Below are 25,392 nucleotides of genomic sequence, written 5' to 3'. Positions count from 1 at the left end.
GCCCTCATGGAAGACAAGTTTATCCTTATACGGAAAGGACTCCAGAAGGAAGTCCTGTTCCTCGGCCTCAAGGCCAGGTACATCAATCATTGCATCTATATAGGCCTTGGCATACTCTCCCTAGGGTTCATTTTATCGATGGTCGTCCCCACGTTCATGGCCCTTGTGGTGACCACTTGTGCTCTATTGTCCATGTTCGCCATCCTCTTGTTCCATTCCAGGGCCTACGGGGCCAGGGGGTTCATCAAAAAGATGGCCGATGCCTCCAGGCCGGACAAGATCAAGATCTCCCGACCGTACAAAAATATGCCCCTATGGAAAGGATAGCCGATATGATGGATGTGTTCCCCATTTATGGGTATGAAAGGAAATCCCTCATTTCCAAAGAAAAGGGCTGTTTGACCATTCCCTTGAGATTGGAGCTCCCAGAGGTGTTCACTTTGGACCAAAGGGATTACAACACCTTGAACGTCCTCTTCTTCAATATCATCGACATATTGGGCCCCAACATGATCCTGCACCGACAGGACCATTTCTTTGAGGAACGGTACGACCCCATCCCGCAACGGTTGAACGGTGATTTTATGGAGATCGGCAATGAACGGTATTTTGAGGAGCGTCCTTTTCTAAGGGCCGAGCATTACCTATTTATCAGTTTGGTACCGACGGAGTACTTCAAATATGGCCCCACCAGGGTCAATTCCTTTCTTTCGAAAAAGAGGGATTTCTTTTTGGACAGGACAATTCCCAAAGAATTCCTTGACCGGGATCTCCTGTTGGATTTTGAGGCAAAGGTGGAAAGTGTCTCGAACCTGTTGAACGGATCGGGCCTTGTCCGGTCGGAGATAATGGAATATGATAGCCTTTTTACCGATGATGGGCTCTATGCCAAATATTTTAGCCTCTCCGCATCCAATAAAAACCTGCCCGATATCGACTTTTCCAACAATTCCATCAGGATCGGGGAGAAACAGGCCCGGTTCTTTACCGTGGAGAACCTGGACCAGTTCACCAAGGAATATTTGGGGCCCTATGAACTCTACGGAAAATTCACGACGCGGCACAACCGGTTCCCTGTCGGCAATCTATTTTCCATCGGGTTCAAGATACCCCATGAACACATCATCAACCAGTACATCTATATTCCGGAGCAGGAAAGGGCCCTTAAGGGGTTGAGGAAAAAGGCCAAGCGCTTCGACCAGTTCGGCAATGGAAAGAAAGATGACAGTAACGGAATCTATGCCGATCAGATCCGGGAGTTCAATACCGACATCTTGGAGAACCATAAGGAGATCGTCTTTTACCATTTGAACGTCTTGGGGTTCAACAACACGGATGGGAGCCATGGAAAAATGTGCAGCGCCGTGGCGGACGGCTTCAAAAAGCTGAAGATTAATGCCAAGGAAAACAGCATTGACAGAAAGAACCTGTTCTTCGCAGGGGTCCCTGGGAATGCCGTGGGCCTCCCTTCGGATATGTACATGCCCATGTCCAGCGACATGGCCGCCTCATTGGTATACTTTGAGGGCGGATATCGTGACGGTTCGCAAGGGATCGATGGTCTACGGCTGATCGACCGGATCAGTGGACGGCCCTTGTCCGTAAGTGTCTACCGGGAACCCGAGAGAAATCATTGGATATTTAATAGGGGCATGTTGATCGCCTCGGGCTCCGGTGGCGGCAAGTCCTATGTGGCCAACCATTACATCTCCTCGGAACTCCGCCAAGGTGCGGAGGCCATCATCATGGAGGACGGTAATTCCTATGAACGGATCACAATGGTCTTTGGTGGGACCATCATAGAACATGACGACAAGCGGCCCTTTACCTTCAACCCCTTCAAGTTGGACGCATATGACACCATTGAAAAGGACAATGGATCCAGGGTATTGACCGAGGCCAAGGTCATCAATCTGGTCACCCTCATGAAATTGATTACGGGGGACGACCGTGGCGTTTCCCGGGATACAATGTCCAACGAAGTCAAGAATACCGTTCTTGAAAACCTGTTGCCAGGATATTATTCCCATATGTGGGAGACCGGGAACACCGATTTCCGGTTCGATACCTTTTATGAATACTGTCAAGTCCATCTTAAGGTACTTGTCGGCACAAAAAGGATTTCCAAGGAGGTGTTCGACCCCGATGTCTTTCTGTTCCTTTTGGAGAAATACTATAAGGGCGGGCCAAGGGATATGTTGTTGAACCATGAGGATGAAAGGATCGCCCGATTGAGCGAGGAAAGATTGGTCTATTTCAAACTGGGGAAACTCATCGACAATGAACTGTTGTTCCCCATTACCGCCCTCATGGTCATGGAAATTTTTGACAAAAAACTCCTCGATGGGGACAAACTGGCCATCAACAAGATGATGGTGGTCGATGAGGCATGGAAGGCCCTTTCCAGAAAGGAGTTCGAGGATTACTTCAACAGCCAGTCCAGAATGGCCAGAAAATATGGTGGCCAGCCCATATTCATTTCCCAAAAGGTGGATGACTTTATTGCCTCCGAGGTCATCAAGAATGCCATTGTGGTCAATTCCCATATCAAGGTCTTCCTGGACATGGGGGATTTTGAGAATGCCTTCGAGAACATCCAGGAAATGATGGGTCTCAGTGATAAACAGAGGCAATCCATCCTTTCCCTGAACAGAGATCTGCCGCTCGATCGGAAATATCGGGAAGTGGCCTTTTGTTGGAAGGACAGGGTGAAGGTCTACGGAGTGGAAACCTCATTGGTAGAAAAATGCATTTATGAGACCAACCCGATGGAATCCCACAAGATCAATGAACTGCATAAAAAGAACCATAACAATTGGGAACTGACGGCCAAGGATTATTCCATAGGTCCTTCCCATAAAACACAGGAAAAATGAAAAAACTCATCTACCTATTCAATTTGGTCCCCTTGGTCGCCCTGGGCCAGATTCCCGTCACCGATGCAGCGACCAACGGCTCCCTCGGGATCACCAACAACCAATTGGCCCAAATCCATATACAGCTCCGATCATTGGGAAACCGGTTGGCCACCACCAACCGGAAATTGGACCGGTTGATCGACCTGATGGAGAAAAACAATGATCAGACCACTAGGTCAAGGGAAATCCTAAAAGAGGAACTCGATGCCATGAAGACCGCCCCGGACTATGTGTTGCAATCCACGGAACTCTCCAACATCACTGAATTGAAGGATAAGATCTTGGAAGCCTATAGGACATCTCAGGAAACCATCGAGAACCTTAAAAACTTGGAGACGAAGCAGACCAAGGAATTCCTGGCCTTTGCCACTGATGCCCTGTTGCGAACAAAGGACCTGTTCCAGCAGAGCAGGACCATCCTGAACACAAGATCCCTCATGCCCCCCGAGGAACGTCTCAAGAAGATCAACGACATCACCGTTAAGTTGAACGGGGTATTGGGCGGTCTGATCGCACACAACAAGCAAATGAAACAGCTCGACGCCAGCAGGGAAATACGAAGAACATTGATAGACCTGAACCGATGACCTTACTGGCCCTGACACAAAATATGACCGATGCGGGCATCCGGGAAGAGGTGAACGAACTCTTTGACCAATATATCCTGGACGCCTTTGACGCGGTGGATCCCATCATGGACATTGGACAGGAATTCGCCTATATCGGGATAGGCATCATCGCATTGAAGGTGTTCATGAACGAGCAGACCCGGGCCGATTTTTTCGCCTATCTCAAATGGGTCCCATTGGCGTTCATCTTGTTAAAGTACAAGGTTTTCGCACGGTCGATATTCCAATTCTATGAGGGTATCGGAAACTCGTTGAAAGGCAACGATGTCTCATGGGACATCCTACAGTTGAAGATATATCTCGCCCAGACAAGGGCCATGGAGGACATCGGTTCCTCATGGAGCCTGTTCGATATGGACTGGTCGGCATTGGAATCCCTGATCTTGAGCGGTATGACCTCCGGGATCACCACCTTCGCCTCCATTGTTTCCACCGTGGTCTTCATCGGGATCAAAGCCATGTCCGTGATCTATCTGTTCGTACTCATCGTTTTCGGCCCGCTCAATATCGGGCTGTCGTTCATCCCTGCCCTATCGGGAATGTGGAAGGCCTGGTTGCAGAAATTCATGTCCGTCTGCCTTTGGATCCCCATGTTGCACCTGATCGACAATTTTATGCTCAAGATCATGGAAAAGCTCATTGACTCCCTATTGTTGCGTACCGAGGCCAATCTGGGGCTGGTCCTGACCAGTGCCCTTCTGATGCTGATGAACCTGTTCGTCTACCTCAAGGCCCCCACTCTTTCCAATTTTATAGTACAGGGGATGAACGTGAATGCCGGGCAATTGAAGGAAAAGACAAAGCACTACGCCAAAAAGGCTGCACAAACGGCCATTGATATAAAAACGGGTGGGACTACAAAAGGTGTAAGAACTTTGATCCAATAAGAAATATGGAATTCAACGAAGGTTATAGGGTTTTCAACGATATTACAAGGGCAGAGAAAAGATCCAACCGCTTGGTTGTCCTATCTTTAACTTTCATGCTCTTTAGTTTTTTGTGCTGTACCTATGTTATCCATAGGGTCAATGAAAGTGCAAAGAACAACTTTTACCTTTTGGACAGCGGCCAGAAATTGGCCACTGTTCGGATCAAGGACTACAAAAGGGCCATCGATATACTGTGCGAGGGACATGTGGGGATTTTTCATGAACTTTTCTTTGGCCTGGAGCCGGACCTGGGGTTCATAAAAAGGAATATCGAGGGAAAGGCACTTTATATGGTCGATCGTTCGGGCATGCGGCTCTATAACCGTTTGGTGGACCAGGACTATTACGAGGATATCGCCAAAAGTGGCTATTCGATAGAACTGGAGAAGGACAGTATCATCATTGACTATTCGTCCTATCCGTTCAGGTTCAGGTTCATCGGAAAACAAAAAATTGAAAGGGACGGCAAGACCGAATATCGGAACCTGGTCACGACCGGCTATTTGATGGAGACCAAATCTACCCCCAATAATCTGAACGGCCTTAAGATTGTCCGTTTCGATGTATTGGACAACAAGGACCTACGCAAATGATATTTGTTGACAACATAACCCGGTACGTTCAGATTTCGATTATCGGGTAAAGAAATTTTACTATGGCATTGAACACCCATAAATTGAACGATTGGATCAGGAACCATAAAGGGTTCGCCCTCGCCCTTCCCATTGCCATCCTGCTTCTTATATATTTTTTGTCCACCAGTTTCAATGGATTGAAGGGTGCCATCCAAGAGGAAGGAACGACCGATGGCTATAATGATTCCCTTCCAGATAGGTCAAGTGGGATGGAAATAAAAGATCCCAACACCTACTATAAGGAGTCTATCAAGGATTCATTATTGGACAGTTCCCGAAAAAAAGATGGGCCTGCAAACCTAGTGGACAGGGAGAAAGAGAACGATTCCCTTGAAAAGATCCTGGAAGATCTTGAAAATTTCTCGTTGGTCGATGGCAAGGCCATCTCCAAGCCTGAAACCGAAACATTGAGTAGCACCGTTCCTAACAATACTGATGTTTCCGGTACAAATGGGCTTTCAGAAACCGAAAAGCGCATCGAATATCGAAAAATGTTACAGCGCGCAAGGGAGGAACGCAGATCGGGAAGCCAGGATTTCTCGGCCCCGAACGAAAGCGTTTCACAACATAGTGCCCTATTGGCCGATATAAGGGCGAAGGCCACTGTATATAGGGACCAATTCGTCGTTCCCGGCAGTAGGGTGACCCTGATCTTACGGGAAGAACTCAGGGTTGCCGATCGGATTTTCCCCAAGAATACCTTTGTCTATGCCACCGTGAACATCCAAGGGTCCAGATTGTTGATGGACATTTCCAACATTGGGAACTTTCCGATAACGCTTAAGGCGTATGACCAAGAAGACGGCGGTCTCGGTATCTACAATGAAAGGGCGGGGAAACTGCTCACAGAGTTCTACGCCGATGTCGAGGAGGGTGCCATGGGGGACATCTCAAGGGAACTCTCCAACGGGATCGACCTTCCCATGACGGAAAATGCGATACGGGCATTCGGCAAGTTCTTCTCCAATAAAAAAAGGAAGGATCGCGACGAAATATTATTGATCAACGGGTACAAGGTATTTCTGAAAACATAAATGGCACTCTATGGATAAAAAACTACTATTGTTTCTTTTCTTTTTATTGATGAACCATGGCCTTTCCGCACAGGCAATCCGTGACACCATCGAGGTTTCCAGAAAGTTCAAGACCATTTTGATCTTTCCGGAGGATATCGCCGAAAGCATCATTGGGAGCGATATCGGATTTGCAGTGGGCTTCCCTAAGGAAATCGGGAGCCGGTTCAACCCTCGTATCCTAAAAGTATACTATGATGATCTGGCCACCGAAAAGGAAAACTATACCAACCTGACGGTCATCACCAGATCCGGGAACCTCTTTGATTTTATCCTGAAACTGGATGCCCGCCCCAAAAAATTGACCTGGACCATTGGGCCCGAAATGGCGGTGACCAATATTGATGATAGGGCCATTTCCTATAAGGGACCAAAGTCCATTCAAGTTCCAGAACCTAATTCCAGTATAGGTTCTCCCCTAAAATCGGAGGAATCCCGTTCGTTGACCATGCAAGAGATCGAGAAAATACCGAAGGACTCGGTGTTGGAATTGACCACACCGGATCTTTATGCCCATTACCCCATCGAGTACTATCGGTTGAGGAGTTATTACATGCAGTTCGATAAGGCTTTGATTCCCCGTTATTTTGCACGGAAAGGCGATGTCTTCCTGTGGCTCAAAGGGGTTTACTATAACAACGACGAACTCTATATCCAATTCAGGCTGGAAAATAAGGAGGGGGTCGACCTCGATATCAACTTTATCAAATTCTTCATCAAAAGTTCGTACAGGAACGCTTCCGAACAGAAAATCCCGATTGATAAAAATAACGGTCTTCTGTTCGAGTACAAGGTCCCCAAGATCGTAAAGGGGGGAACCGAGAACCACTTTGTCATCGTACTCAAGAAATTCTCCTTGGACAATAAAAAGGAACTTTTGGTGGAACTCGATGAAGAGGGAGGAAACCGTAACCTGTCCATGTCCATTGGCAGGGACATTATAAACAATCCTAAACGATTTTGATTATGGGTAGATCATTGGTGCTTTTTTCGTTCTTGTTTATGGCCATATCCCTTTCCGCGCAGCGGGGCGGAAACTATGCCTCTTCCGTGGGTCTCAGCGGTGGATATGCTGAGGACGGTTTCGGGATCATGGCAACGTACAATTATCATCTGGACAGGAGTACCTATGCCCAGTTGAGCATATTTGCCGCCATTGCGGAGGACAAGGGGGATTATGATATCCCCTATAATATTTTCACGGTGCAGCCTGGCTGTTTCTTCAAGGTATGGGAACAACCCAACTTCAGGAGATATGCGCTGAACATAGGCGGGGGCGGGGTCATTGGATATGAAGTGATCAACAACGGGAACAACACCCTGGATACCGGGGCCGTGATAGATGGCAAGAGCAGGTTCATCTATGGAATATATGCGGGTGTCGAATGGGAGATGATCCTCGGGAACGACCTTTCCCTATTGATAAAGGCCAATGAGTATTACCATATCAATTCTGATGTCGGCAATTTTTATCCCTATGTGGGGATCGGCCTGCGCTACTTTTTATTCTGAACATAACCGGACACTATGAAAAAAATTACTCCACTACGCCTTGTTTCCCTAATTCTGTTGAGCTTTTTGTTTGTTCTGGCATGCAGTAAGGATTTTGACGGCATCGTCCAGGATTCCTTTGATTTTACCCTTACGGAAGACCACAATAATGATGGCTTTGTCTTTGAGGCGGTCAAGACGGATTTTTCCCTGGAACCGGAAAAAATGGTCTCCACGACCTCCTATTATATGAAGTACCGTATCGAGAACGGCAAGGGATACTACCTGTCCATAGGGAATGACACCATATACCAGAACGATACCATCCCCATCGGGGATTTTGATGTGTCATTCCGTTATATGCCAATCGATACCGGCGCACATAAGGTCAAGATCCTTGCCTGGGACTCCAACAAGATCGAAAAGGAACTCGATTTGATTTATAATACCACATATGCAAGCTTTAGCTTTTTATTGGGCAAAGGGACCGATCAATTTATCATCAACAGCAAAAATCCCGTAAGTGTGACCCTGTTAAGGGACAAGGACACCGAAGATCCCGCAAACAACGGCAATCAGGAATTTGAGGTTTCCTACCAATTGGAAAACGGGACCGGTAAGGTCTATTTTGGTGATACCGCCTATGATCCTAGGGATGTCTTTGCGCTCCCCAAAGGGGTCAGCGACCTCAAATACCTTCCTGAGACCTTGGGCGAACACAGGTTGACCATGGTGGCGAAGGCCCCCGATGGCGCTACCATCACAAGGGAACTTGTCCTCGATGTGGGAAACCTTAACTTTACCTTTCGGGCCACGGCCGCTTCCACCCAAGTGGAACTCGACACCAACATCGCCATCAATATCGACCTCCAGACACAGGATGGGGAAAGTGATGTCACCTACGATATCGGACATTCCTTTTCCCCGGGCAGTGAGGGTGGCGGGACCGTTAGGGACCAAAACGGGGGCGTAATGGACGCCGGGGCCTTTAGATCCATATTCCCGGGCAATTACAATTTTACCTTTAAGGACAATGTGCTCGGCCAACGGAAGATCTACTTTGATGTTCGCGACAGCAACGGCCAGATGAAAAGGGATAGCGTGGAGATCGAGGTGGCCAATATTCCGTTCACTTTTAGTGGCAATGCGGAGAGCAACCAGGTATTTGTCAACCAAAGGACCCAGCTCAATTTCAACATCAGATCCAGCGGAAATACCTCCAATATCGATTATTTCCTTTCCTACAACATAACCGAGGGCAATGGCAAGGTTACGGGGACGGGCGGGAACAATATCCAGAACAATACGGACTACCCTGTCGACCTTGGAAACTTTTCCCTTTTCTATACCCCGGAAAGCCTTGGGGGCCATCAGATCAGTTTTCTTGTGACCGACAATTTTGGGCAAGAGGTCGGGCCGGTCGAAATAGATCTGGATGCAAAACAATTGGAACTTGATTTCAGTGCCTCGGCCAACAACAGTGAGGTATTGGTGGGCCAACGTGGGGCCATATCCCTGAGCCTTATCGAAAAAGGCGATTATGATGGGGTTTCCTATGAACTCAACTATTTCATTACGGGTGGGGATGGCCAACTCTATAACGGGAATTCCCCGATAACGCCCAGTCAATATTTCACCGTTGCCCCGGGAAGTTTCGCCTATGATTTTATAGGACAGCAGGCCGGAACCTATGAAATCTCATTTTTGTTACGCGACAGTAACGAACAAATATTGGAGGAACAGGTCACGATAGTGGTGGGCAACAATGATTTTGGATTGACCATGACACCTTCGAAGGCCACCGAATTTTCCAATAATCCAGTGGGCATCATCGTGAACATCGATGAAGTTCCGAATGGTGCGAACGACACTTATACCGCCTTTTATTCATCAAGCCAGAACGGGTCCATGTTGGTCAATGGGGTTTCCTATGGACCAGGGGAGAATTTCCCGTTGGGTGCTGGATCGAACAATATTACCTATACAGGCCTGGAGCCTGGTCAGCACAATATTGTCCTGAGTGTCAAATCAGGGTCCGACGTTACCCGTACAGCCAATGCGACCATCACCTTTGATCAGGTCGATTTCACCTTTACGGGAGGCATACAGAGTTCCGATATTACCATGGAGGAAACCACTTCCCTGAACTTTAATATTTCCGAGAGCATGGGATCCTCCGACTATACCCTGCGTTTCAGTATGAACGGAAATGCCATCATAAAGGACAGTAACGGCAATGTGGTGAGTCCGGGGAACCTTTATGAAGTGCCAAAGGGAAACTTCAACTGGAGCTTTGAGGGCACTGACGATGGTACGGTAAGCATGACCTTTTATGCGAAGAACGACACAGGGCTCGAAAAATCGGTGAACATCGCCGTGGCCGTTTCGGCCAAGGACTATAATTTCACTGCTTCCGGAACCGCCCAGCAGGCATACACCGGGGAGGAAATCGATATGAATTTCAATATTTCCGAAATAGGCATTGGCGGGGACAGCTATGAAATGTATTTTTCCGTCAGTGGCAACAATGGATCTTTCCGGTATAATGGCAACACTTATTCAGCTGGTGAAAGTTTTACGGTACCGGTAGGTTCTTTTTCCGGAAAATATATGGGGAACAGTGAGGGGAACCATAATCTGACCTTTACGGTGCGTTCCTCTTCCGATGTGGAGAAGACTGCCAACGTCAACGTAAATTATGAGATATACCAGGAACCGTTCACACTCAACATCAGCCAATCGGCCCAGGATAAGTACATCAATGATCCTTTCGATATTACTGCCATAACCAATGCAACGTCGGGCCATGACCAGAGTGTTGACTACACATTGGTGTTCACCTTTACCGGGGCCAGTGCGGGAACCATACGCTATAAGGGCATTACCTATAATGAGGGAGAGATTGTTCCTCTGGATTATGGAAGTGCGCCCATGCAGTTCTTTCCCGAAATAGATCAAAGTTTCGTAATCAATTTCTTGGTGCTGAATTCCACCGGCCAGTCACAGACCGAGAGCGAATCGATTGAGATGTTGAAATTGCCGACCGTTGCCGCCAAGGGTGAAAAGCACAACATCAATTGCGGTGGCCTGAACGGATGCGATTACCAGGTCAGGATATATACCTGCTTTAGCATTAACTGTTCGGAGGCCTATAATGGAGCAAGCTTGGAACAGGTCGAGGTCCGCATTTTTAACAGACAGGGCAATCGTTGGGATACCAAATTGTTAAACTACAGCGAAGCCAAGGGAAGTGGTGTCGACAGGTATTTTGAGATGGAGACCGAATCCCGTGAAAGTAGGTTGAAATACTTAGATCAACCCTATGAGATACGGGTCAGGGACAGTGATGGACAATGGAGCGATTGGACTTCTGGTTCAGTAGTAAGGGTGTAAAATTGATAAAAGGGTTGCCCACTTATTTAAATCAACCCCGCTTGTAAGTATATGTGATAACGACATTCTGATCATCCAAAAAATCATCTTGTTCCAATACAAGTCGGTTTTTGCTAAACTCTATGATTCGAAAATCATTCCTGTTCTCGAAGCGTAGAATTTCATTGTTGATCAACTCATATTTGTCTGATTCCACTGTACTATATGGGTCAACTTCACCACAAGAAAGACCATTTTCATTAAGCCTAAACTCGTTTTTCTCTCCGATTGGTCCTTCCGTAAAAAAGGTCAGGTTATCCTTTAGGCACTGGCGGATTTCGTTTGTGTTGTACAGGTCAATATTCACAGTGCCGTCACCATTGATGTCAACGGCAGTATCAGAATCAATGGCCTCATATTCCCATTGACCAAAAAGTGCTTCGTTCCTTTCATCGATGGAAATGCTACGATTCTTACTACAAGAAAACAGCACCAATACGATTATTATTGTCAGAAAGTGTTTTTGCATGGTACTTAATTTACATAAGTGAGTAAATTTATAAAAGCCATATTGAAAATTGGTAAAATAAAGATATTGTTTATTGTAGATACCCCGATCTTTAGGACAGGTTTTCTACAAAACTAATATAATTATCAAGATGCTCTTTTAAATAGATCAATGGGTCTTTCATAGCCAATGGACTGATGTTTTCTCTCATGGTTGTAATAATCAAAGTACTACGCAATATTAGATAAAGGTCCATACCGTCCCTTGGAGGGTTCAAATAGATTTTCTCATACTTTACATTCCTCCAGAGCCTTTCCATAAAATCCCAGCTTTCAATGAATATGACGTCGACTAGGACCTGATTCCTACCACACGGGGAATTACCAATCCCCATAGCCAAAAACTCATGTGGCTATAATAACACGGACCTCCCCATTCATGTCAAAGTTTTTGATTATTTCTTAAAGTTCATTATTCATATCGGCAGACTTGGTAGTGATACGCCTACAAATTTCCTATCTATAATTGTTCTCGTGGACATAGGTCAATATTGGGATATCCGTGCTCTCAAGCAGCACTTCTCCCATAAGGTGGAGGTCATTGACTTTCTTTGCATCGGACAATCCATTGAGCTTTAAGGCAATCAAATCATAGGAACTGGTCAATAATCCGTTGAGCACCCCGGATACTATCGTATCATCATTAACGATTTCCAAATTCGCTTCATGCAAACCATGGATTTCAGTAAAATCCTTCATGCTTCTTTTCGTTTCCTTGGTCGTAAGCCAACTTTCGCGGGTATTTACATAAACAAAGGTCAGTTTGGCTTTTGTTATTCTCTGGATAAGTTTCAAGTTCTCAATCGCCTTTACTGCCGTATTAAAAAAATCCGTGACTATCAAGATATGCTTGATGGATTCCAGAGATACTTCCTTTTTTAAACTCATCACAGAGCCTTTCGCAAACCTTAGGATATCTCTGGTGGTAGACCCGATGTGATTCGGTATTTGTCGATTCTTATAACCCATAAAGGTATAGCTGACCTCCTTATCGAAAGTTGTATTAAGAATGTTGGAGGATGCTGATCCACTAACAATATCGACCTCCAAGCCTTCCATAGATCCAAACATTTTGGTGATATCATCAATCAAGGCACTGGCTCCTTCATCAATCAAAGTTTTTTCCAGGGGTTTTATCCTGTCGGACCCAAGATAAGGGTACTCCGGAAAGTCAAGGCAATGCAATACTTTAAGTTTATACCCCAATCGAGCTGCAACCTCTTTTCCTAATTTCAAAGAATACTTGGCTTCTTGGGAAAAGTCGTAGGGAACTAAAATTTTCGAGTTCATGTTATCAAAATGTTTTTTTAAATTTTAACCTTAATCGCCATAAATACAACCTTAATCATAGATTGACCAAATTTTCACTGTTTGACAGACCAATAAATTGACATAAATTTTGTATCACCCTATGCGCTATACCAAATGACGATAATCAAGCCACGTCCCTTGACCTATTAAATACCATAAATCTTGTTAATCTTTCAACATATTCAAAAATACCTATTTAGAATTTAATTTATATCATTAAACAAAATAATTAATAAGAATATTTTGAAATTATTCACTGCCTATTATTATGGGTTATCACAGCAATTCCTTTCATGACAAGTTAATGGTCCCACGAAAACAAAAGACAACATTCATAGGTTTCAATTGTCCTCTTGATTGTAACTTCATTATTGGTGGCCATTGTTTTATAGCGTGGTGGCCACTTTGGAAAACCGACAGAAACAAACTATTCATACGGAGTTCAATTCCTAAATATAGTACACCTAAACCCAATGGAAAAACAACGGTGAAGTCACCGCGATAGAGCACATAACTGTATAGATCTTTTTTCAAAGAGTACGCAACCTATATTGAGACATCATTTTCTTGAAATATAATATCGTCAACTTCAACTACGCATGCGTAAGACCCTGTTCTGCATACAAATAAAACTGTTCTTCTCTATATCCATGTCCTATCCTACCTAAGCCCCATATCCCCGTAGTGAATATACATCTTGAACCTTGGTCTTCAAGATAAAAACCCTCCTTGGTCACCCTTGGCAATTTTGGCCCCTCTTCACAAAGGCTGGGCCTACGTGTCAAAAACGCCCGGATATCCTAATTTGCCCAAATCCAAATCCAATGTTCCAACTCACCCCTTTTTCTTTTCCATTAAATTTGTCATCATATTTTGAATCCAAGTACCCATCAATCGATTCGACCATAAAGATGCTTATGGCAACACCCAATGCAATATCGGTAAGCCAATGTTGTCCCTCCCATAATCTAGTGGCTCCAGGGACTGATCCTATAACATATATACCCGTTTTCAGCCATGGATCTTTAAATTGTTTGGCAATAGCATGTGCATTTGTAAAAGCAAGAATGGTATGTCCCGATGGAAATGAATGGAAACTTCTATTGGTGTTGAAGGGGTCAAAGGTATCCTTACCATTACCGTATTCTGGACGTGCCCTTCCCACCATGGATTTGACTACTTGCTGCAACAATCCGGCAGATGAAGCTGATGCCAACAATAGGACCCCCAAGCGCCTAGTCCTTTCATCCTTGATCAACAACCCTGTCACATAAACGCCCCCGGTAAACATATAATTGTAGGTTGGGCTACCTACTCTTGCTCCATAATAGTTTACAAAATCAGGGACTCCACCTTGCTGCCTAATAGCAAATTGGGACACCTGCTCATCAAAAAGATATATTAGGCCCGTCCCCGCCACTACTGCCCCTAAGGTCATCCATTCCTCACCTTTCCAATGTAGGGGCCTAGAGTACGAGTGCACAATCCCTCCGAAGACATTCCCCATATCATATTTGAACAACTCCCATCTCCCAGTCTGCAGGGAATCCGATTGATCTTTCATCTGCGCTTGAGCTCCAATGGACCAAAAAACAACAATAAAGACCAGTACCAAATTTTTAAAAGTTTCAGTTTCCTTGTTTGGGCCTTTTTCTTTATCAAATAGCATGACTTCCATTTGCCAAATAAAACTTGTTTTGTAAACACTGAACACTGTATCAAGCCAATCATATCAAGCAAAACCTTTGCTCAAAGGTCTCGACAATATGGCTTTTTGCACCGTATTGCTTTTATAGGCCTCCCCACACCCTTGGGCCATGAACGGGCAATAGGTTAACATTAAACCCTTATGTCCCTGTCAGGTTGACCATCGTCAAAAGCAGTAAGATTTGCTTATATCTCCCTTATTCCTCAAGCTTGCCCCGCAGATAATAATGCAAAATGCCTCCATTCTTATAATAGTCCACCTCAATAAGGGAGTCCAATCGGGCCATTACCTTAAAGGTAATTAAGCTCCCATCAGGTCTTTTTGCTGTGACATCCAATATCTTTTTTGGGGAAAGTCGTTGGGAAATCCCTGAAATTGTAAAGGATTCATTTCCATTCAGGCCGTGACCCTTCGCGCTCTCATCTTTTAAAAACTCCAAGGGGAGGACTCCCATACCCACTAGGTTACTGCGGTGAATCCTCTCATAGCTCTCGGCCAGAACTGCCTTTATCCCCAATAACAATGTTCCTTTTGCAGCCCAATCCCTTGATGAGCCACTACCATACTCCTTCCCCGCCAAAACGATCAAATCCGTGCCAGTGGACTGATAGCGCATAGCCGCATCAAATACGGTTACATCTTCTTGGGAAGGAAAATAACGGGCATACCCACCTTCCTTTTCCACTAACTCATTCTTGATTCGCACATTGGCAAAGGTACCCCGCATCATAACCTCATGATTTCCTCGGCGAGAGCCATAGGAATTAAAGGACCTTCGGTCCATTCCATTGGCCTTGAGGTAGCGTCCGGCCTCGGAAGTTTCGGAAAACGCCCCTGCGGGAGAAATGTGGTCCGTGGTTATGGAATCCCCCAATTTAAGCAATACCCTTGCGTTTTCAATATCCCGGGGTTGCTTTACTTCCATTGACAATCCCTTAAAAAAAGGAGCCTCCTTAATATAGGTACTTTCCTCGCTCCACTGATAATTTTCAGATAGTACAAACGCCAAGTCCTTCCATTGTTCCTCACCATCGAAAATCACATCGTAGGTCTTTTCAAAATCCGATTTTTTAATAGATTCTGAAATCACCGCTTGGATTTCCCGGTTGGAAGGCCAAATATCCTTAAGATAAACCGGCGTTCCCTTATTATCCATTCCTAGAGGTTCCATGGTAAGATCCACATCAATGGTACCGGTAATTGCATAAGCAATGACCAAAAGCGGGGAAGCGAGAAAGTTGAGTTTGACCTGTGGATGAATCCTAGCCTCGAAATTACGGTTGGAGGACAGAACAGCGGCAACACCGAGATTGTTCTTGTTAATGGCCTCCGAAATATCAGGATCCAAAGGGCCACTATTCCCTATGCAACTGGTGCATCCATACCCTACCGTATAGAAATTAAGCGCTTCCAAATCGTTTTGTAGACCGGAACGCACCAGATAATCTGTGACCACCTTACTTCCTGGGGCCAAGCTTGTCTTCACCCAAGGCTTAACGTTCAGCCCCCTGTTCCTAGCGTTTCGTGCCAATAGTCCGGCACCTACCATTACACTGGGATTGGAAGTATTTGTGCAACTAGTGATGGCCGCAATGGCAACTGCCCCGTTTTCAAGGTAGAAGCCCATTTTATCTCTCTCCACCCAAGCGAGCTTTCCTTTCGAAGCCCCTACTTTTTCCAATAGGCCGGGAAAATCCTTTTTGATTCGATCGATGGGAATCTTATCCTGGGGTCGTGTTGGACCGGAAATGGTCGGCACGATGGTCCCCAAATCCAAACTTATGGTATCGGTATATTGTATTTCCTCCTTTCCGGTACGCCAGAGCATATTCTTCTGGGCATACGACTTTACCCTATCGAGCAAATTTTTCGGCCTCCCCGTAAACCGCATATAATCGATTGTCTGTTCATCGATAGGAAAATAGGTCACGGTACAACCAAATTCAGGGGACATATTGGCAATCGTTGCCCGATCTGGTACGGTCAAGTGATCAAGTCCTTCACCGAAGACTTCGACAAACTTGCCGACAACCCCGTATTCACGCAGTAGATTTGTGATGGTAAGCACCATATCCGTGGCGGTGGTACCGACGGGAAGCCTTCCTTGAAGCTCCAGGCCAATGACCTCCGGAGAGGAAAAATAAATGGGTTGACCGAGCATGGCAGCTTCTGCCTCAATACCGCCGACCCCCCAGCCCAATACCCCAATACCGTTTACCATGGGAGTATGTGAATCAGTCCCTACAAGCGTATCGGGAAACAGCCAATTGTCCCTAAGACTGATTCCTTGCGCCAGATTTTCCAAGTTGACCTGATGGCAAATGCCCATACCAGGGGGGACCACCCTAAAATTATCAAAAGCACTTTGCGCCCATTTGAGAACTTTGTAACGCTCCCCATTGCGCTCATACTCTTTGGATACATTCTTGGGATAGGCATCTTTACTTCCGTAAAAGTCCACTTGGACCGAGTGGTCCACGATAAGGTCCACTGGTATGGAAGGATTGACCCTTGTCCCATCTTTCCCCCTCCGAATCATTTCCGAGCGAAGGGATGCAATATCAACAATAGCTGGAACTCCCGTAAAGTCCTGCATCAAAACCCTGCCCGGTTTATAGGGTACATCCGCATCCGATGGCTGGTCTGCCCAATGGGCCAAAATATTGTAATGTTCTTTGGTAATGGAAAAACCATCATAGTTTCGAATTACGTTTTCCAATAGTATCCTTATCGAAAAGGGTAGTTGTTCAATTGTAGGGATCGAACCGAGATTCACCATTTGATGTCCTTCGGGAGTTGCTATAATTCTACGTATCGTTTCCATGTGTCAAACGTTTAAGTCACTAGTAATTTACAAATTGAAGGGCACATGGACAATAGGCTAAATTATCATGGGGCCACCTCATCTGCCCTAGGTACGGTTTCCCAACGATATCATAGGGAATGGCAGATGATATGGCATCAATACCTTCCAAGGTACATCAATAATGGCCAACCTTTAGGAGGGCCCTATTTGAGCATTGCAACAGCAAAAAGTTTCATGTTGCTATGCTTGGGAAGAACATCCTCCAAAAACTCCAACTCCTGAGGATTAGCCGTATAGATTGTCAAATCTTGGGTAGACCTTAACTTAGCCACCAAATATCCAAAGGCAATGGTTCCCTGTTTAATCTTCCAAGCATACATTAGATCATGATCCAGATATCTATCCACACTATATTGGATAAACAGTTCCGTAGTGTGTTCCTCCATACTTATCACCTCCTGGCTATTCCGTAAAAAATCCTCCAATTCGGCAACGCCATATTCCTCCCACAGGTAAATGGCTAGATAGGTAATGACCCCTTTTTGAAAATCATATTTTTCCTCTACTTCCACTCCATTGACCTTATCAAAGGTATAGGGAGTCGTCCCAAAACTCATAAACAGACTGCACTCTAGAAGTACCTTACCTAAATTCGTGCTAAAATCATCAAAATTCAACATTTTACATTTTATTCATAATATTTAACGGCATCAACCGTTACCCCTTCGGCATCCCAGCTGAAAACAAAATTCCCATAAGATTGCTTTTTCAGTGTTTTCAAAGCCTCATCTTTTGCCCTTACCCGTTTTCCTTTATTCCTTCTGATACGAAAATTCCTCGCCCAATAAATATAGTGTGAAAGGCTGCTCGACTCCTTTCAATCGTTCCAAAGTGTGAACCGAAATCGGTTTGTGCCGCAATTCTCTATAAACTTCCTCGGATACTATAAAATTATTGTTGAACTTTTTGGTTAGATCTTGTATCCTAGCCGCTACATTTACAGGGTATCCCATTACCAATGGATGTGGATTATCTTGAATTAAGAGATCTCCTGTAACTACCTTTCCCAAATGGACACCAACACCTATTTCAATTTCTTGGTTAAAATATCTTTTAAAATACTCCCCGTTCAATTTTTCCAAAGCCTTGAACATTTCCCAAACAGAGGCAACCGCCTTGTTGGTACTTTCCCTCGTTGTTTGGTCAAAGCCGAAGGCCGCATAAAGCCCATCTCCTGCCGTTTCAATGATCCTCCCATTGTTCGCTTTGATAATTTCTTCAAAGTGATAAAAGAGCTTTCTTACCACATGGATCACATCAAAGGCCAAATGGTGTTCCACAAAGGGAGTGAAGTTTCTAATATCCAAAAATACAAGGCACAGCCGCATTTCTTTCCCTATGTTTTCTCCCTTCATGATCTTGTTTCTTAGGTACAACGGATAGTCGCTCTCATCGTTCATGATACGCTTGACCTTAACAGATCCACCTTTTACATAAGTCTGGCAGGCAAGACGGACGTTATCCGGCAAATCAAAGTACTTCTGTACATTTCGTTCCGCAACATTTATTTCCGAAAGATGTTCCTCGCCGTGAATCACCAAAATCCGACAGGTGGAACATCTTGCCCTCCCACCACATTCACAACAGAAAGGGATTTTCTTTTTCAAGGCCGCCTTTAAGATGGAATCATCCGAACTGATCAAAAATGAAGCGTCGTTGACAATGGTGATGTGATGATATCTTCTAACCTTATCATTCATTGTCCCCTGTAATTTTCCATCCACGTAGCAGCGCCCTGTACAGGTTGATGATACTCACCTTGCGTTCAAGCACATCCAGAATCCCCTGCATTTCCACGGACAACAAATTTTGCTCCGATGTCAGTACATCGGTATAATTGGTCTGTGAATTGTTTTCCAATAATCGTTTGGCATATAATACCGACGTATTCAAGGCATCCCATTGGCCCGATCTTTTCTTGTACTTGATATCATCTGCCTGTTGATAGGCAAACAGTGCATCCGTGACCTCTTGGCCAGCTTTCAGCATCGTCTGGTCGAAATTGTAGTAGGCAATTTGTTGTCCTGATTTTGTGACTTCCAGACTTGCCTTCAAGGTTCCACAATTGAAAATGGGTTGCAATAGCCCACCTGTAATATTGGCAAATAACCCTACATTCTTCTTAAAAAGGTCATCAAGCTCGAAACTCGAAAAACCAACGGCCCTAGTAATGGTAAATGATGGGTGGAAACTGGCATGGGCCCCATTGGCATTTTGAAATGCCCCTCGATGGGCCAAATCAGCTTGGACGGTCTCTTTCTTCCCACATGAACCAACCAAGTCCAATAGGACAGTGGTCAAAAATGAAACATTGGGTAGGTTCTCATCCATAGTAGTTTTGAAATTGGCATATATGCCCCTTTTGGGCATTAAGAAAGGAATTAACCAAGATCAAAGTATTTGATATGCAAGGATATAAAAGGTTTAAAACCACACCCGGACAATCATAAAACCGGGCATGGTTTAAGGACTCAGAGAGCGAGTTACACAGCTGCTAAATACCGCTTTTCGACTTCATGCCAATTAACTACATTCCAAAAAGCATTGATATACTCTGGCCTTTTATTTTGATAATTAAGATAATAGGCGTGCTCCCAAACATCCAACCCAAAAATAGGGGTGCCTTGGTCTGGTGCGGTATCCATCATGGGGTTATCCTGGTTTGGTGTCGAGGTTACTTTCAATTCACCATTCGCAGCAACAATCAACCAGGCCCATCCAGATCCAAAACGGGTAGCGGCAGTATTGGAAAAGATGGTTTTAAACTCTTCAAAAGAGCCAAAGGTATTTTCAATGGCCTCCAATAGTTTAGAAGGCATTTCCGATCCGTTGGGCGTTAAAATGGTCCAAAATAAACTGTGGTTGTAATGACCTCCCCCATTGTTACGGATACCACTGGATAGCTTTGACACTTTTCCGAAAAGGTCCTCCAAATCCGACCCTTCCAATCCAGCCTCTTCCAGTGCCGCATTCAATTTGTTTACATATCCTTGGTGATGCTTGGTATGGTGTATTTCCATTGTTGTGGCATCAATGTACGGTGAAAGTGCATCGTAACTATACGGTAATTCCGGTAATTTGTGACTCATAATATGTAGATTTGATTTAAATATCTTTTGATAACAACACAAAGATAGTATATTTACACAATAAAACAAATATTTACTTTGTTTATTATGGATAAGATAATACAGGAAAATGAACGCGCCTTGTGCATCCTTAAAAATGAAGGGGAAAAAACCTTAAAGGATTTGGCCAAGATGCTCTGTATAACAACGGAAGGTGCCAGGTTCCAGCTTTTAAAATTGGCGAATGAAGGATATGTAAAATCAGAAAGCCGTGCCAAAGGAAGGGGGCGGCCACAACAATTTTGGTCATTGACCAAAGAAGGACATGCAAAATTCCCCAATAAACATTCTGAACTGACATTACGACTTATCAATAAAATCAAGGAAGATTTTGGAGAGGAGACATTGTCCAAAATCATCACTTCCACAGGAAAAGATAATCTCGACAACTATCGGAAGACCATAGCTGAAACGGACACCCTGGAAGAAAAAGTCCAAAAATTGGCACAATTAAGGGAGAAAGAGGGGTACATGGCCACGTTTGAAAAAACGGGGGATGGCCACTTTGAACTTATCGAAAACCATTGTCCCATTTGTGATGCTGCCAGCATTTGCCAAAAGTTTTGCTCATCGGAGCTCAGTGTATTCCAAGCAGTTTTTGGCCCCAATATCCAAGTTGAAAGGGTAAAACATATTCTGGCCGGTGACAGGCGCTGCACCTATTTGATAAAGGAAAAATCAAATACTTAAAATCGATTTATCCAACTAATTTTTCGGAAATATACATGATTGACCCAACAAGGGATTGGTTATGGGCAATTATGGCCCCATTGGCTATAAACCTATGAAAGGCTTAAAAAATGTGGCTACCCCTCCAAAACATCCTATAATCTAAACTGATTGCCACTGTACATTCCATTTTTGTAACAATTGGATTCCTCATTCGTAAAAAATAGTACGAGCTCGGTACCAGGTTCAGCTTCCAGTTTTATGGATTCGTCCTTGATGACAACACTTTCTTCCTTGAGCAGTTCCATGGTTTCATTCAATAACAGCTCCCCTTCAAAAACATACAATAAGGCGATCAGGCCTTTCTCTGGGAGCTTTGGCAAAGTGAATCGTGTCCTCTCATCTATGGCAATATCATATATCCAAGTTTCGCTTGTGAATCGCAATGGGGTTTGGTTTCCCGGTGAGGCCAATAAACGCCATTGATTTAGGCTATCGGTTTCATCCAAATCAAAAAAAGAGACCTTCGGCCTATCATCTTTATATTGAGGCCTAATAAAAATCTGAAGGCCTTCCAAAGGTTCCAGAATTTGTTCCTCGTGATGGAATATCTTTCCTGCCTGCATCAACATTAACTTTTTTCTTGATATTTCAGCAGTTATGTTTTCCGAATCAATGTGCTTTGATACACCTACCCTAAAATACGACAGGATATCATCGTTGATATGTGGATGCATCTTAATGGTTATCCCTGAAGGAATCCGGGCATGGTCTATCTTTCCGATAGCACCCAGCCCAGTGTCTTCGCTTGATACCCCACATCCGGGGAACAAACTAGAAATTTTTTGACTTCTGACCTTTTTCTCTATACCGTGTTTATGTATCATATGTTTTATCTATAGCTGCTCAAATGTTTTCATTACAGGAATTCACCCTTTTTCACCTTCATAACCAATCAAGATGGGAATCCTCAATATCCTTTTGCAAATACCTTCCAGCGCTCAATGCCAATGACAGTACAAGCACCCATTTAACGGTACACCATAGGTTAAACATAAATTAAGAAACATTTTAATGTCCATACATATTCAAAATGGCCTTTGTTCCAAATCCACCAGTCAGGGCAGGGTCGTCCATACGGGCCTCCATTCCCTTTTGGGATAGGTTTGAAAGACATTTATCAAAGAAAAAAAGAACTTGACGATTCGTATTCCCCTATCAAAACCACACATCCTCTTCCCAATACCAAAAGTTCGGCAGAAAGATTCAAAAATCCAAAAAAAGCAACCTTAAACCGTTGGCCGACTCGCAATGAACCATGGTGATTTTAGTATACCCCGGTTGTTCTTCAACAGCAAAATAGTCGATGGCGGCATCCAAAACAACCTAATTCTTCATTCTAAAAAAGTTAAATTCGTTGCTTTTAATGACATACCCAACACGGATCATGCTTCTTGATTCTTCGTATTCAAGTAAACTTTCCCCTTGCCCCCAATACCATTCTACCATTATATATTGATTCGATATATTTTTTCCAAAAGGAGCAAAATAAAGGCGTGGACGAAATACACCCTTTGCTTTAAAATTCAATCCTTTTCTAAACATCACATTAAGGTATATCCTATTCTTTTTCAATTCATGTTCCAAATTGATCTCTCCCAATCCTGCGTACTCCAACAATTCCGGATTACCACTTTTGTAACCAAAAGGTATCCAGGCCTTAAATTCAGCCACTGTTCTTTTGGTCAGGCTGGTGATAAAGCTGCCAGAAATTCGGTTCCAACTCCTTGAATAGATACTGTCCCGGCCATTGGATTCATGTTCAAAAGCAATAGTTGCGATACCCTCTAGTTTCTGGCTCTTGTTAAAAATGGTTTTTCCCAGTACCAAGCTCGGGTTAAAATTGATATCCCGGAATGGGTAGGAGTCTTTATAGATGTTCCAAAAGGCTTTTTGTGTATAGGTGATGAACAAATAGGTGTCCCATGGAAGCTTGTCCCTTGTAATCATCTGTTTAAAACTTATTTGGTACTTGGCATCTGCCGTATTGCTATTGATGTCGTTGGTCAAAGGTACCCCTGTGATAAAATAGTTATCCTTATGTATTGTGAAATAAGAAAAGTTTTGGATGGAATCATTCAATTCAGACTTACTTATTCTTTGTGCATTACAGTATCGAATGCAAAACGGAAGAATAAACACAAAAGAGCACACTATTTTACTAAAATTCATGGTTGAACAATTTTTTGGAGGTTTTTCAAGGGAACACTGGGAATCAAAGCGTAAAGATACATCAATACGACCGGATCGGTTTTACTTGAACACTTTTCGCACTACACCACCAATTGAACTACACCCCCATTTTTTTGAAGTATCCCAACCCTCAAGACACCGCCGGAAACCAAATGCTTTATGAATGTCCGAGGTACCAATGGACACAGCCTTCCACTATTTACAATGGTCAACTCAAATATATACATGGCATACCGATTACCATATCGGTCAGAAATACCACCGTGATGCTTCCTACGGATCGGTGTTTTTTTAACCAATATCCAAGAATCAGCACTTATTGTCATAAAAAGCAAACAAACAAAATCTAATTATTAACATAAATTTACCACTGTGAACATTGTTTCCAAAAGCTCGCCATCAATCATTCAACCAATTGATTATAAATTACTTAATGGCATTCTATTTTTTAATCACACCATTATTTCGCATTTTTCTCCCGCTTGGCAAAAAAATGGACAATATTTAACCCCATTCTGTGTTTCAATTAATGATTAACTTAACGGATGTAAGAATTTGGACCCCATTGGGGCATACTTTAAGGACCTTTCAACGATTCGGAATAGGAAAGAGGGGTGTTAATATGAAATGTTGAAGGGATAAGAATTTAATTTTCTTGGAATTACCATAAGAGAGAAGAGATATAAAAACTATAAAAAATGATTCCAAATTACACCTTGCTCGAACAGGCTGAGAGTTATGCAAAACAGCTTCTGATCAATGTTCTCGACCCTAATTTTTTATATCATAACATCGATCACTCCCTACGGGTTGTACAATCTGTCCGGGAAATGGCCGAATATCATCGTCTTCCCGAGCAGGAAACCGAAACCTTGTTATTGGCAGCATGGTTGCATGATATAGGGTATATTAAAGATCCTCAGCACCATGAGGACAAGGGAATGGTAATGGCGCGTGATTTTTTGGAAAAACACGGCTGCCCAGAGAACCGGATAAAGAAGGTGGAATCCCTGATTGCCGCCACAAAAATGGGATATAAACCAAAAGACTTTTCAGAAAAAATCATTTGTGATGCAGATTGCTCCCATTTTGGTCAAGCGAGTTACCATATAATAGCGGAACACCTTCGACAAGAATTCATCAAGCGGGGCATTGTTTCCTATTCTCCAAAAGAATGGGCAGAACAGAACATCGATCTTCTCCAAAACCGCCATACCTTTTATACGCCCTATGCCAAGGATAATTGGGAGCCCATAAAACAAGAGAATATCAAAAAGCTTCTAACGGATAGCGCCTCCTTAGACGATTGCACTACAAATGGTCCATCGGACAAAACATCATGATGCTCCAAGAATATCCCTCGCAAAATCTTTTTTGTCCTTGTAGATTTGGACGTCAATACGAAGGGGGTTAACAAGCCCCATCCCACCCATCAAATAGAGATGCTTTTCCATGCAAATATTGGAAAGCAATCGGCTAAGGATATAATAAAGGAAGACGTCCGTTCCTGTTTCATTTCCTAAATAGACACACTACTCCCGGTTGGAAATAATGGAGTAATGATTATAAATCGGCAAGGTATAAGCCATTCAGTATAATATGTGTTCATTGAAAAAATTCACTATTCCCAATACTATCTTATCAAGACGGATAAAAAACAAAACAAATAAGATGTTGACTTCCTCCATTGCCTGTCCCAGATTTCGCACCATACCCCTTTTTGTGAATCCACCCTATCAAATGTCACATTACCTTTGAAAATGGAAAGCTGTGAGCCAATGCTTCTCATTTCCATCAAGGAGTCTTGTGCTTAAAAGAAGAGCAATAGGTTGTTTCAAAATAT

At 43.8% G+C, this 25,392-nt stretch carries 22 protein-coding genes; 11 read left to right on the top strand and 11 right to left on the bottom strand.

Annotated elements, in window-relative coordinates; translation table 11 throughout:
- Positions 1 to 6 precede the first annotated feature (6 nt).
- From PY092_RS16470 to PY092_RS16430, 9 genes are all read left to right on the top strand, one after another.
- Positions 7 to 327, top strand: coding sequence for a DUF4133 domain-containing protein (locus PY092_RS16470; RefSeq protein WP_275616908.1), 321 nt, complete (start codon positions 7 to 9; stop codon positions 325 to 327).
- On the top strand, positions 315 to 2,876 hold the full coding sequence (locus tag PY092_RS16465) for a TraG family conjugative transposon ATPase (RefSeq protein ID WP_275616907.1): 2,562 nt from the start codon (positions 315 to 317) through the stop codon (positions 2,874 to 2,876). The genes PY092_RS16470 and PY092_RS16465 overlap by 13 nt, the downstream gene beginning before the upstream one ends.
- Entirely contained in the window at positions 2,873 to 3,505 is a 633-nt protein-coding gene (locus PY092_RS16460; RefSeq protein ID WP_275616906.1) for a coiled-coil domain-containing protein, read from the top strand. Before PY092_RS16465 ends, PY092_RS16460 begins: the two co-directional genes overlap by 4 nt.
- Positions 3,502 to 4,434, top strand: coding sequence for a TraJ family protein (locus tag PY092_RS16455; RefSeq protein ID WP_275616905.1), 933 nt, complete (start codon positions 3,502 to 3,504; stop codon positions 4,432 to 4,434). The genes PY092_RS16460 and PY092_RS16455 overlap by 4 nt, the downstream gene beginning before the upstream one ends.
- A 5-nt stretch (positions 4,435 to 4,439) precedes the next feature.
- Positions 4,440 to 5,069, top strand: a complete 630-nt coding sequence (locus PY092_RS16450; protein WP_275616904.1) for a hypothetical protein — start codon at positions 4,440 to 4,442, stop codon at positions 5,067 to 5,069.
- 62 nt (positions 5,070 to 5,131) lie between these two features.
- On the top strand, positions 5,132 to 6,145 hold the full coding sequence (traM, locus tag PY092_RS16445) for a conjugative transposon protein TraM (protein ID WP_275616903.1): 1,014 nt from the start codon (positions 5,132 to 5,134) through the stop codon (positions 6,143 to 6,145).
- Between the two features lie 10 nt (positions 6,146 to 6,155).
- Entirely contained in the window at positions 6,156 to 7,148 is a 993-nt protein-coding gene (locus tag PY092_RS16440; protein WP_275616902.1) for a DUF4138 domain-containing protein, read from the top strand.
- 2 nt (positions 7,149 to 7,150) lie between these two features.
- Positions 7,151 to 7,696 carry a conjugal transfer protein TraO gene (locus PY092_RS16435; protein WP_275616901.1) on the top strand — a complete coding sequence of 182 codons (546 nt, stop codon included), beginning with the start codon at positions 7,151 to 7,153 and terminating at the stop codon, positions 7,694 to 7,696.
- Between the two features lie 15 nt (positions 7,697 to 7,711).
- Positions 7,712 to 11,068 (top strand): TraQ conjugal transfer family protein, encoded by a 3,357-nt coding sequence (locus PY092_RS16430; RefSeq protein WP_275616900.1) that lies wholly within the window; start codon positions 7,712 to 7,714, stop codon positions 11,066 to 11,068.
- 31 nt (positions 11,069 to 11,099) lie between these two features.
- On the opposite strand, the gene PY092_RS16425 is transcribed toward PY092_RS16430, so the two are convergent.
- The 9 genes from PY092_RS16425 to PY092_RS16385 form a co-directional block, all read right to left on the bottom strand.
- Positions 11,100 to 11,576 carry a hypothetical protein gene (locus PY092_RS16425; RefSeq protein ID WP_275616899.1) on the bottom strand — a complete coding sequence of 159 codons (477 nt, stop codon included), beginning with the start codon at positions 11,574 to 11,576 and terminating at the stop codon, positions 11,100 to 11,102.
- 91 nt (positions 11,577 to 11,667) lie between these two features.
- Positions 11,668 to 11,874, bottom strand: coding sequence for a hypothetical protein (locus PY092_RS16420; protein ID WP_275616898.1), 207 nt, complete (start codon positions 11,872 to 11,874; stop codon positions 11,668 to 11,670).
- Between the two features lie 196 nt (positions 11,875 to 12,070).
- Positions 12,071 to 12,904 (bottom strand): universal stress protein, encoded by an 834-nt coding sequence (locus tag PY092_RS16415; RefSeq protein ID WP_275616897.1) that lies wholly within the window; start codon positions 12,902 to 12,904, stop codon positions 12,071 to 12,073.
- Positions 12,905 to 13,706: 802 nt separating this feature from the next.
- Positions 13,707 to 14,594, bottom strand: a complete 888-nt coding sequence (locus tag PY092_RS16410; protein WP_275616896.1) for a phosphatase PAP2 family protein — start codon at positions 14,592 to 14,594, stop codon at positions 13,707 to 13,709.
- 235 nt (positions 14,595 to 14,829) lie between these two features.
- Complete coding sequence (gene acnA, locus PY092_RS16405) at positions 14,830 to 17,412, bottom strand: aconitate hydratase AcnA (RefSeq protein ID WP_275616940.1); 2,583 nt, start codon at positions 17,410 to 17,412, stop codon at positions 14,830 to 14,832.
- A 230-nt stretch (positions 17,413 to 17,642) separates the two neighbouring features.
- Positions 17,643 to 18,119: a hypothetical protein gene (locus PY092_RS16400; RefSeq protein ID WP_275616895.1), complete on the bottom strand. Its 477-nt coding sequence runs from the start codon at positions 18,117 to 18,119 to the stop codon at positions 17,643 to 17,645.
- Positions 18,120 to 18,251: 132 nt separating this feature from the next.
- Positions 18,252 to 19,199 (bottom strand): adenylate/guanylate cyclase domain-containing protein, encoded by a 948-nt coding sequence (locus PY092_RS16395; protein ID WP_275616894.1) that lies wholly within the window; start codon positions 19,197 to 19,199, stop codon positions 18,252 to 18,254.
- Positions 19,192 to 19,830, bottom strand: coding sequence for a TolC family protein (locus PY092_RS16390; RefSeq protein WP_275616893.1), 639 nt, complete (start codon positions 19,828 to 19,830; stop codon positions 19,192 to 19,194). The genes PY092_RS16395 and PY092_RS16390 overlap by 8 nt, the downstream gene beginning before the upstream one ends.
- A 152-nt stretch (positions 19,831 to 19,982) precedes the next feature.
- On the bottom strand, positions 19,983 to 20,588 hold the full coding sequence (locus tag PY092_RS16385; protein ID WP_275616892.1) for a superoxide dismutase: 606 nt from the start codon (positions 20,586 to 20,588) through the stop codon (positions 19,983 to 19,985).
- 87 nt (positions 20,589 to 20,675) lie between these two features.
- Here PY092_RS16385 and PY092_RS16380 point away from each other — a divergent pair, with 87 nt between their 5' ends.
- A complete protein-coding gene (locus PY092_RS16380) occupies positions 20,676 to 21,317 on the top strand; it encodes a helix-turn-helix transcriptional regulator (RefSeq protein ID WP_275616891.1) in 642 nt (213 codons plus the stop codon).
- Between the two features lie 134 nt (positions 21,318 to 21,451).
- On the opposite strand, the gene PY092_RS16375 is transcribed toward PY092_RS16380, so the two are convergent.
- Together PY092_RS16375 and PY092_RS16370 are read right to left on the bottom strand one after the other, a co-directional pair.
- Entirely contained in the window at positions 21,452 to 22,183 is a 732-nt protein-coding gene (locus tag PY092_RS16375) for a pirin family protein (RefSeq protein WP_275616890.1), read from the bottom strand.
- A 499-nt stretch (positions 22,184 to 22,682) separates the two neighbouring features.
- Complete coding sequence (locus PY092_RS16370; RefSeq protein ID WP_275616889.1) at positions 22,683 to 23,528, bottom strand: phospholipase A; 846 nt, start codon at positions 23,526 to 23,528, stop codon at positions 22,683 to 22,685.
- Positions 23,529 to 24,247: 719 nt separating this feature from the next.
- Here PY092_RS16370 and PY092_RS16365 point away from each other — a divergent pair.
- Entirely contained in the window at positions 24,248 to 24,892 is a 645-nt protein-coding gene (locus PY092_RS16365) for an HD domain-containing protein (protein ID WP_275616888.1), read from the top strand.
- Positions 24,893 to 25,392 lie beyond the last annotated feature (500 nt).

The organism is Flagellimonas yonaguniensis, assembly GCF_029193885.1.
Taxonomy (GTDB): Bacteria; Bacteroidota; Bacteroidia; order Flavobacteriales; family Flavobacteriaceae; genus Flagellimonas; species Flagellimonas yonaguniensis.
Note: the sequence above shows the minus strand (reverse complement) of the source record. Positions and strands in the feature narration are given on the sequence as shown.

Excerpts from the sequence above, each read along its gene's own strand:
- PY092_RS16470 (WP_275616908.1), top strand. The coding sequence starts at position 7 with ATGGAAGACAAGTTTATCCTTATACGGAAAGGACTCCAGAAGGAAGTC.
- PY092_RS16465 (WP_275616907.1), top strand. The coding sequence starts at position 315 with ATGGAAAGGATAGCCGATATGATGGATGTGTTCCCCATTTATGGGTAT.
- PY092_RS16460 (WP_275616906.1), top strand. The coding sequence starts at position 2,873 with ATGAAAAAACTCATCTACCTATTCAATTTGGTCCCCTTGGTCGCCCTG.
- PY092_RS16455 (WP_275616905.1), top strand. The coding sequence starts at position 3,502 with ATGACCTTACTGGCCCTGACACAAAATATGACCGATGCGGGCATCCGG.
- PY092_RS16450 (WP_275616904.1), top strand. The coding sequence starts at position 4,440 with ATGGAATTCAACGAAGGTTATAGGGTTTTCAACGATATTACAAGGGCA.
- traM (WP_275616903.1), top strand. The coding sequence starts at position 5,132 with ATGGCATTGAACACCCATAAATTGAACGATTGGATCAGGAACCATAAA.
- PY092_RS16440 (WP_275616902.1), top strand. The coding sequence starts at position 6,156 with ATGGATAAAAAACTACTATTGTTTCTTTTCTTTTTATTGATGAACCAT.
- PY092_RS16435 (WP_275616901.1), top strand. The coding sequence starts at position 7,151 with ATGGGTAGATCATTGGTGCTTTTTTCGTTCTTGTTTATGGCCATATCC.
- PY092_RS16430 (WP_275616900.1), top strand. The coding sequence starts at position 7,712 with ATGAAAAAAATTACTCCACTACGCCTTGTTTCCCTAATTCTGTTGAGC.
- PY092_RS16425 (WP_275616899.1), bottom strand. The coding sequence starts at position 11,576 with ATGCAAAAACACTTTCTGACAATAATAATCGTATTGGTGCTGTTTTCT.
- PY092_RS16420 (WP_275616898.1), bottom strand. The coding sequence starts at position 11,874 with ATGGAAAGGCTCTGGAGGAATGTAAAGTATGAGAAAATCTATTTGAAC.
- PY092_RS16415 (WP_275616897.1), bottom strand. The coding sequence starts at position 12,904 with ATGAACTCGAAAATTTTAGTTCCCTACGACTTTTCCCAAGAAGCCAAG.
- PY092_RS16410 (WP_275616896.1), bottom strand. The coding sequence starts at position 14,594 with ATGCTATTTGATAAAGAAAAAGGCCCAAACAAGGAAACTGAAACTTTT.
- acnA (WP_275616940.1), bottom strand. The coding sequence starts at position 17,412 with ATGGTGAATCTCGGTTCGATCCCTACAATTGAACAACTACCCTTTTCG.
- PY092_RS16400 (WP_275616895.1), bottom strand. The coding sequence starts at position 18,119 with ATGTTGAATTTTGATGATTTTAGCACGAATTTAGGTAAGGTACTTCTA.
- PY092_RS16395 (WP_275616894.1), bottom strand. The coding sequence starts at position 19,199 with ATGAATGATAAGGTTAGAAGATATCATCACATCACCATTGTCAACGAC.
- PY092_RS16390 (WP_275616893.1), bottom strand. The coding sequence starts at position 19,830 with ATGGATGAGAACCTACCCAATGTTTCATTTTTGACCACTGTCCTATTG.
- PY092_RS16385 (WP_275616892.1), bottom strand. The coding sequence starts at position 20,588 with ATGAGTCACAAATTACCGGAATTACCGTATAGTTACGATGCACTTTCA.
- PY092_RS16380 (WP_275616891.1), top strand. The coding sequence starts at position 20,676 with ATGGATAAGATAATACAGGAAAATGAACGCGCCTTGTGCATCCTTAAA.
- PY092_RS16375 (WP_275616890.1), bottom strand. The coding sequence starts at position 22,183 with ATGATACATAAACACGGTATAGAGAAAAAGGTCAGAAGTCAAAAAATT.
- PY092_RS16370 (WP_275616889.1), bottom strand. The coding sequence starts at position 23,528 with ATGAATTTTAGTAAAATAGTGTGCTCTTTTGTGTTTATTCTTCCGTTT.
- PY092_RS16365 (WP_275616888.1), top strand. The coding sequence starts at position 24,248 with ATGATTCCAAATTACACCTTGCTCGAACAGGCTGAGAGTTATGCAAAA.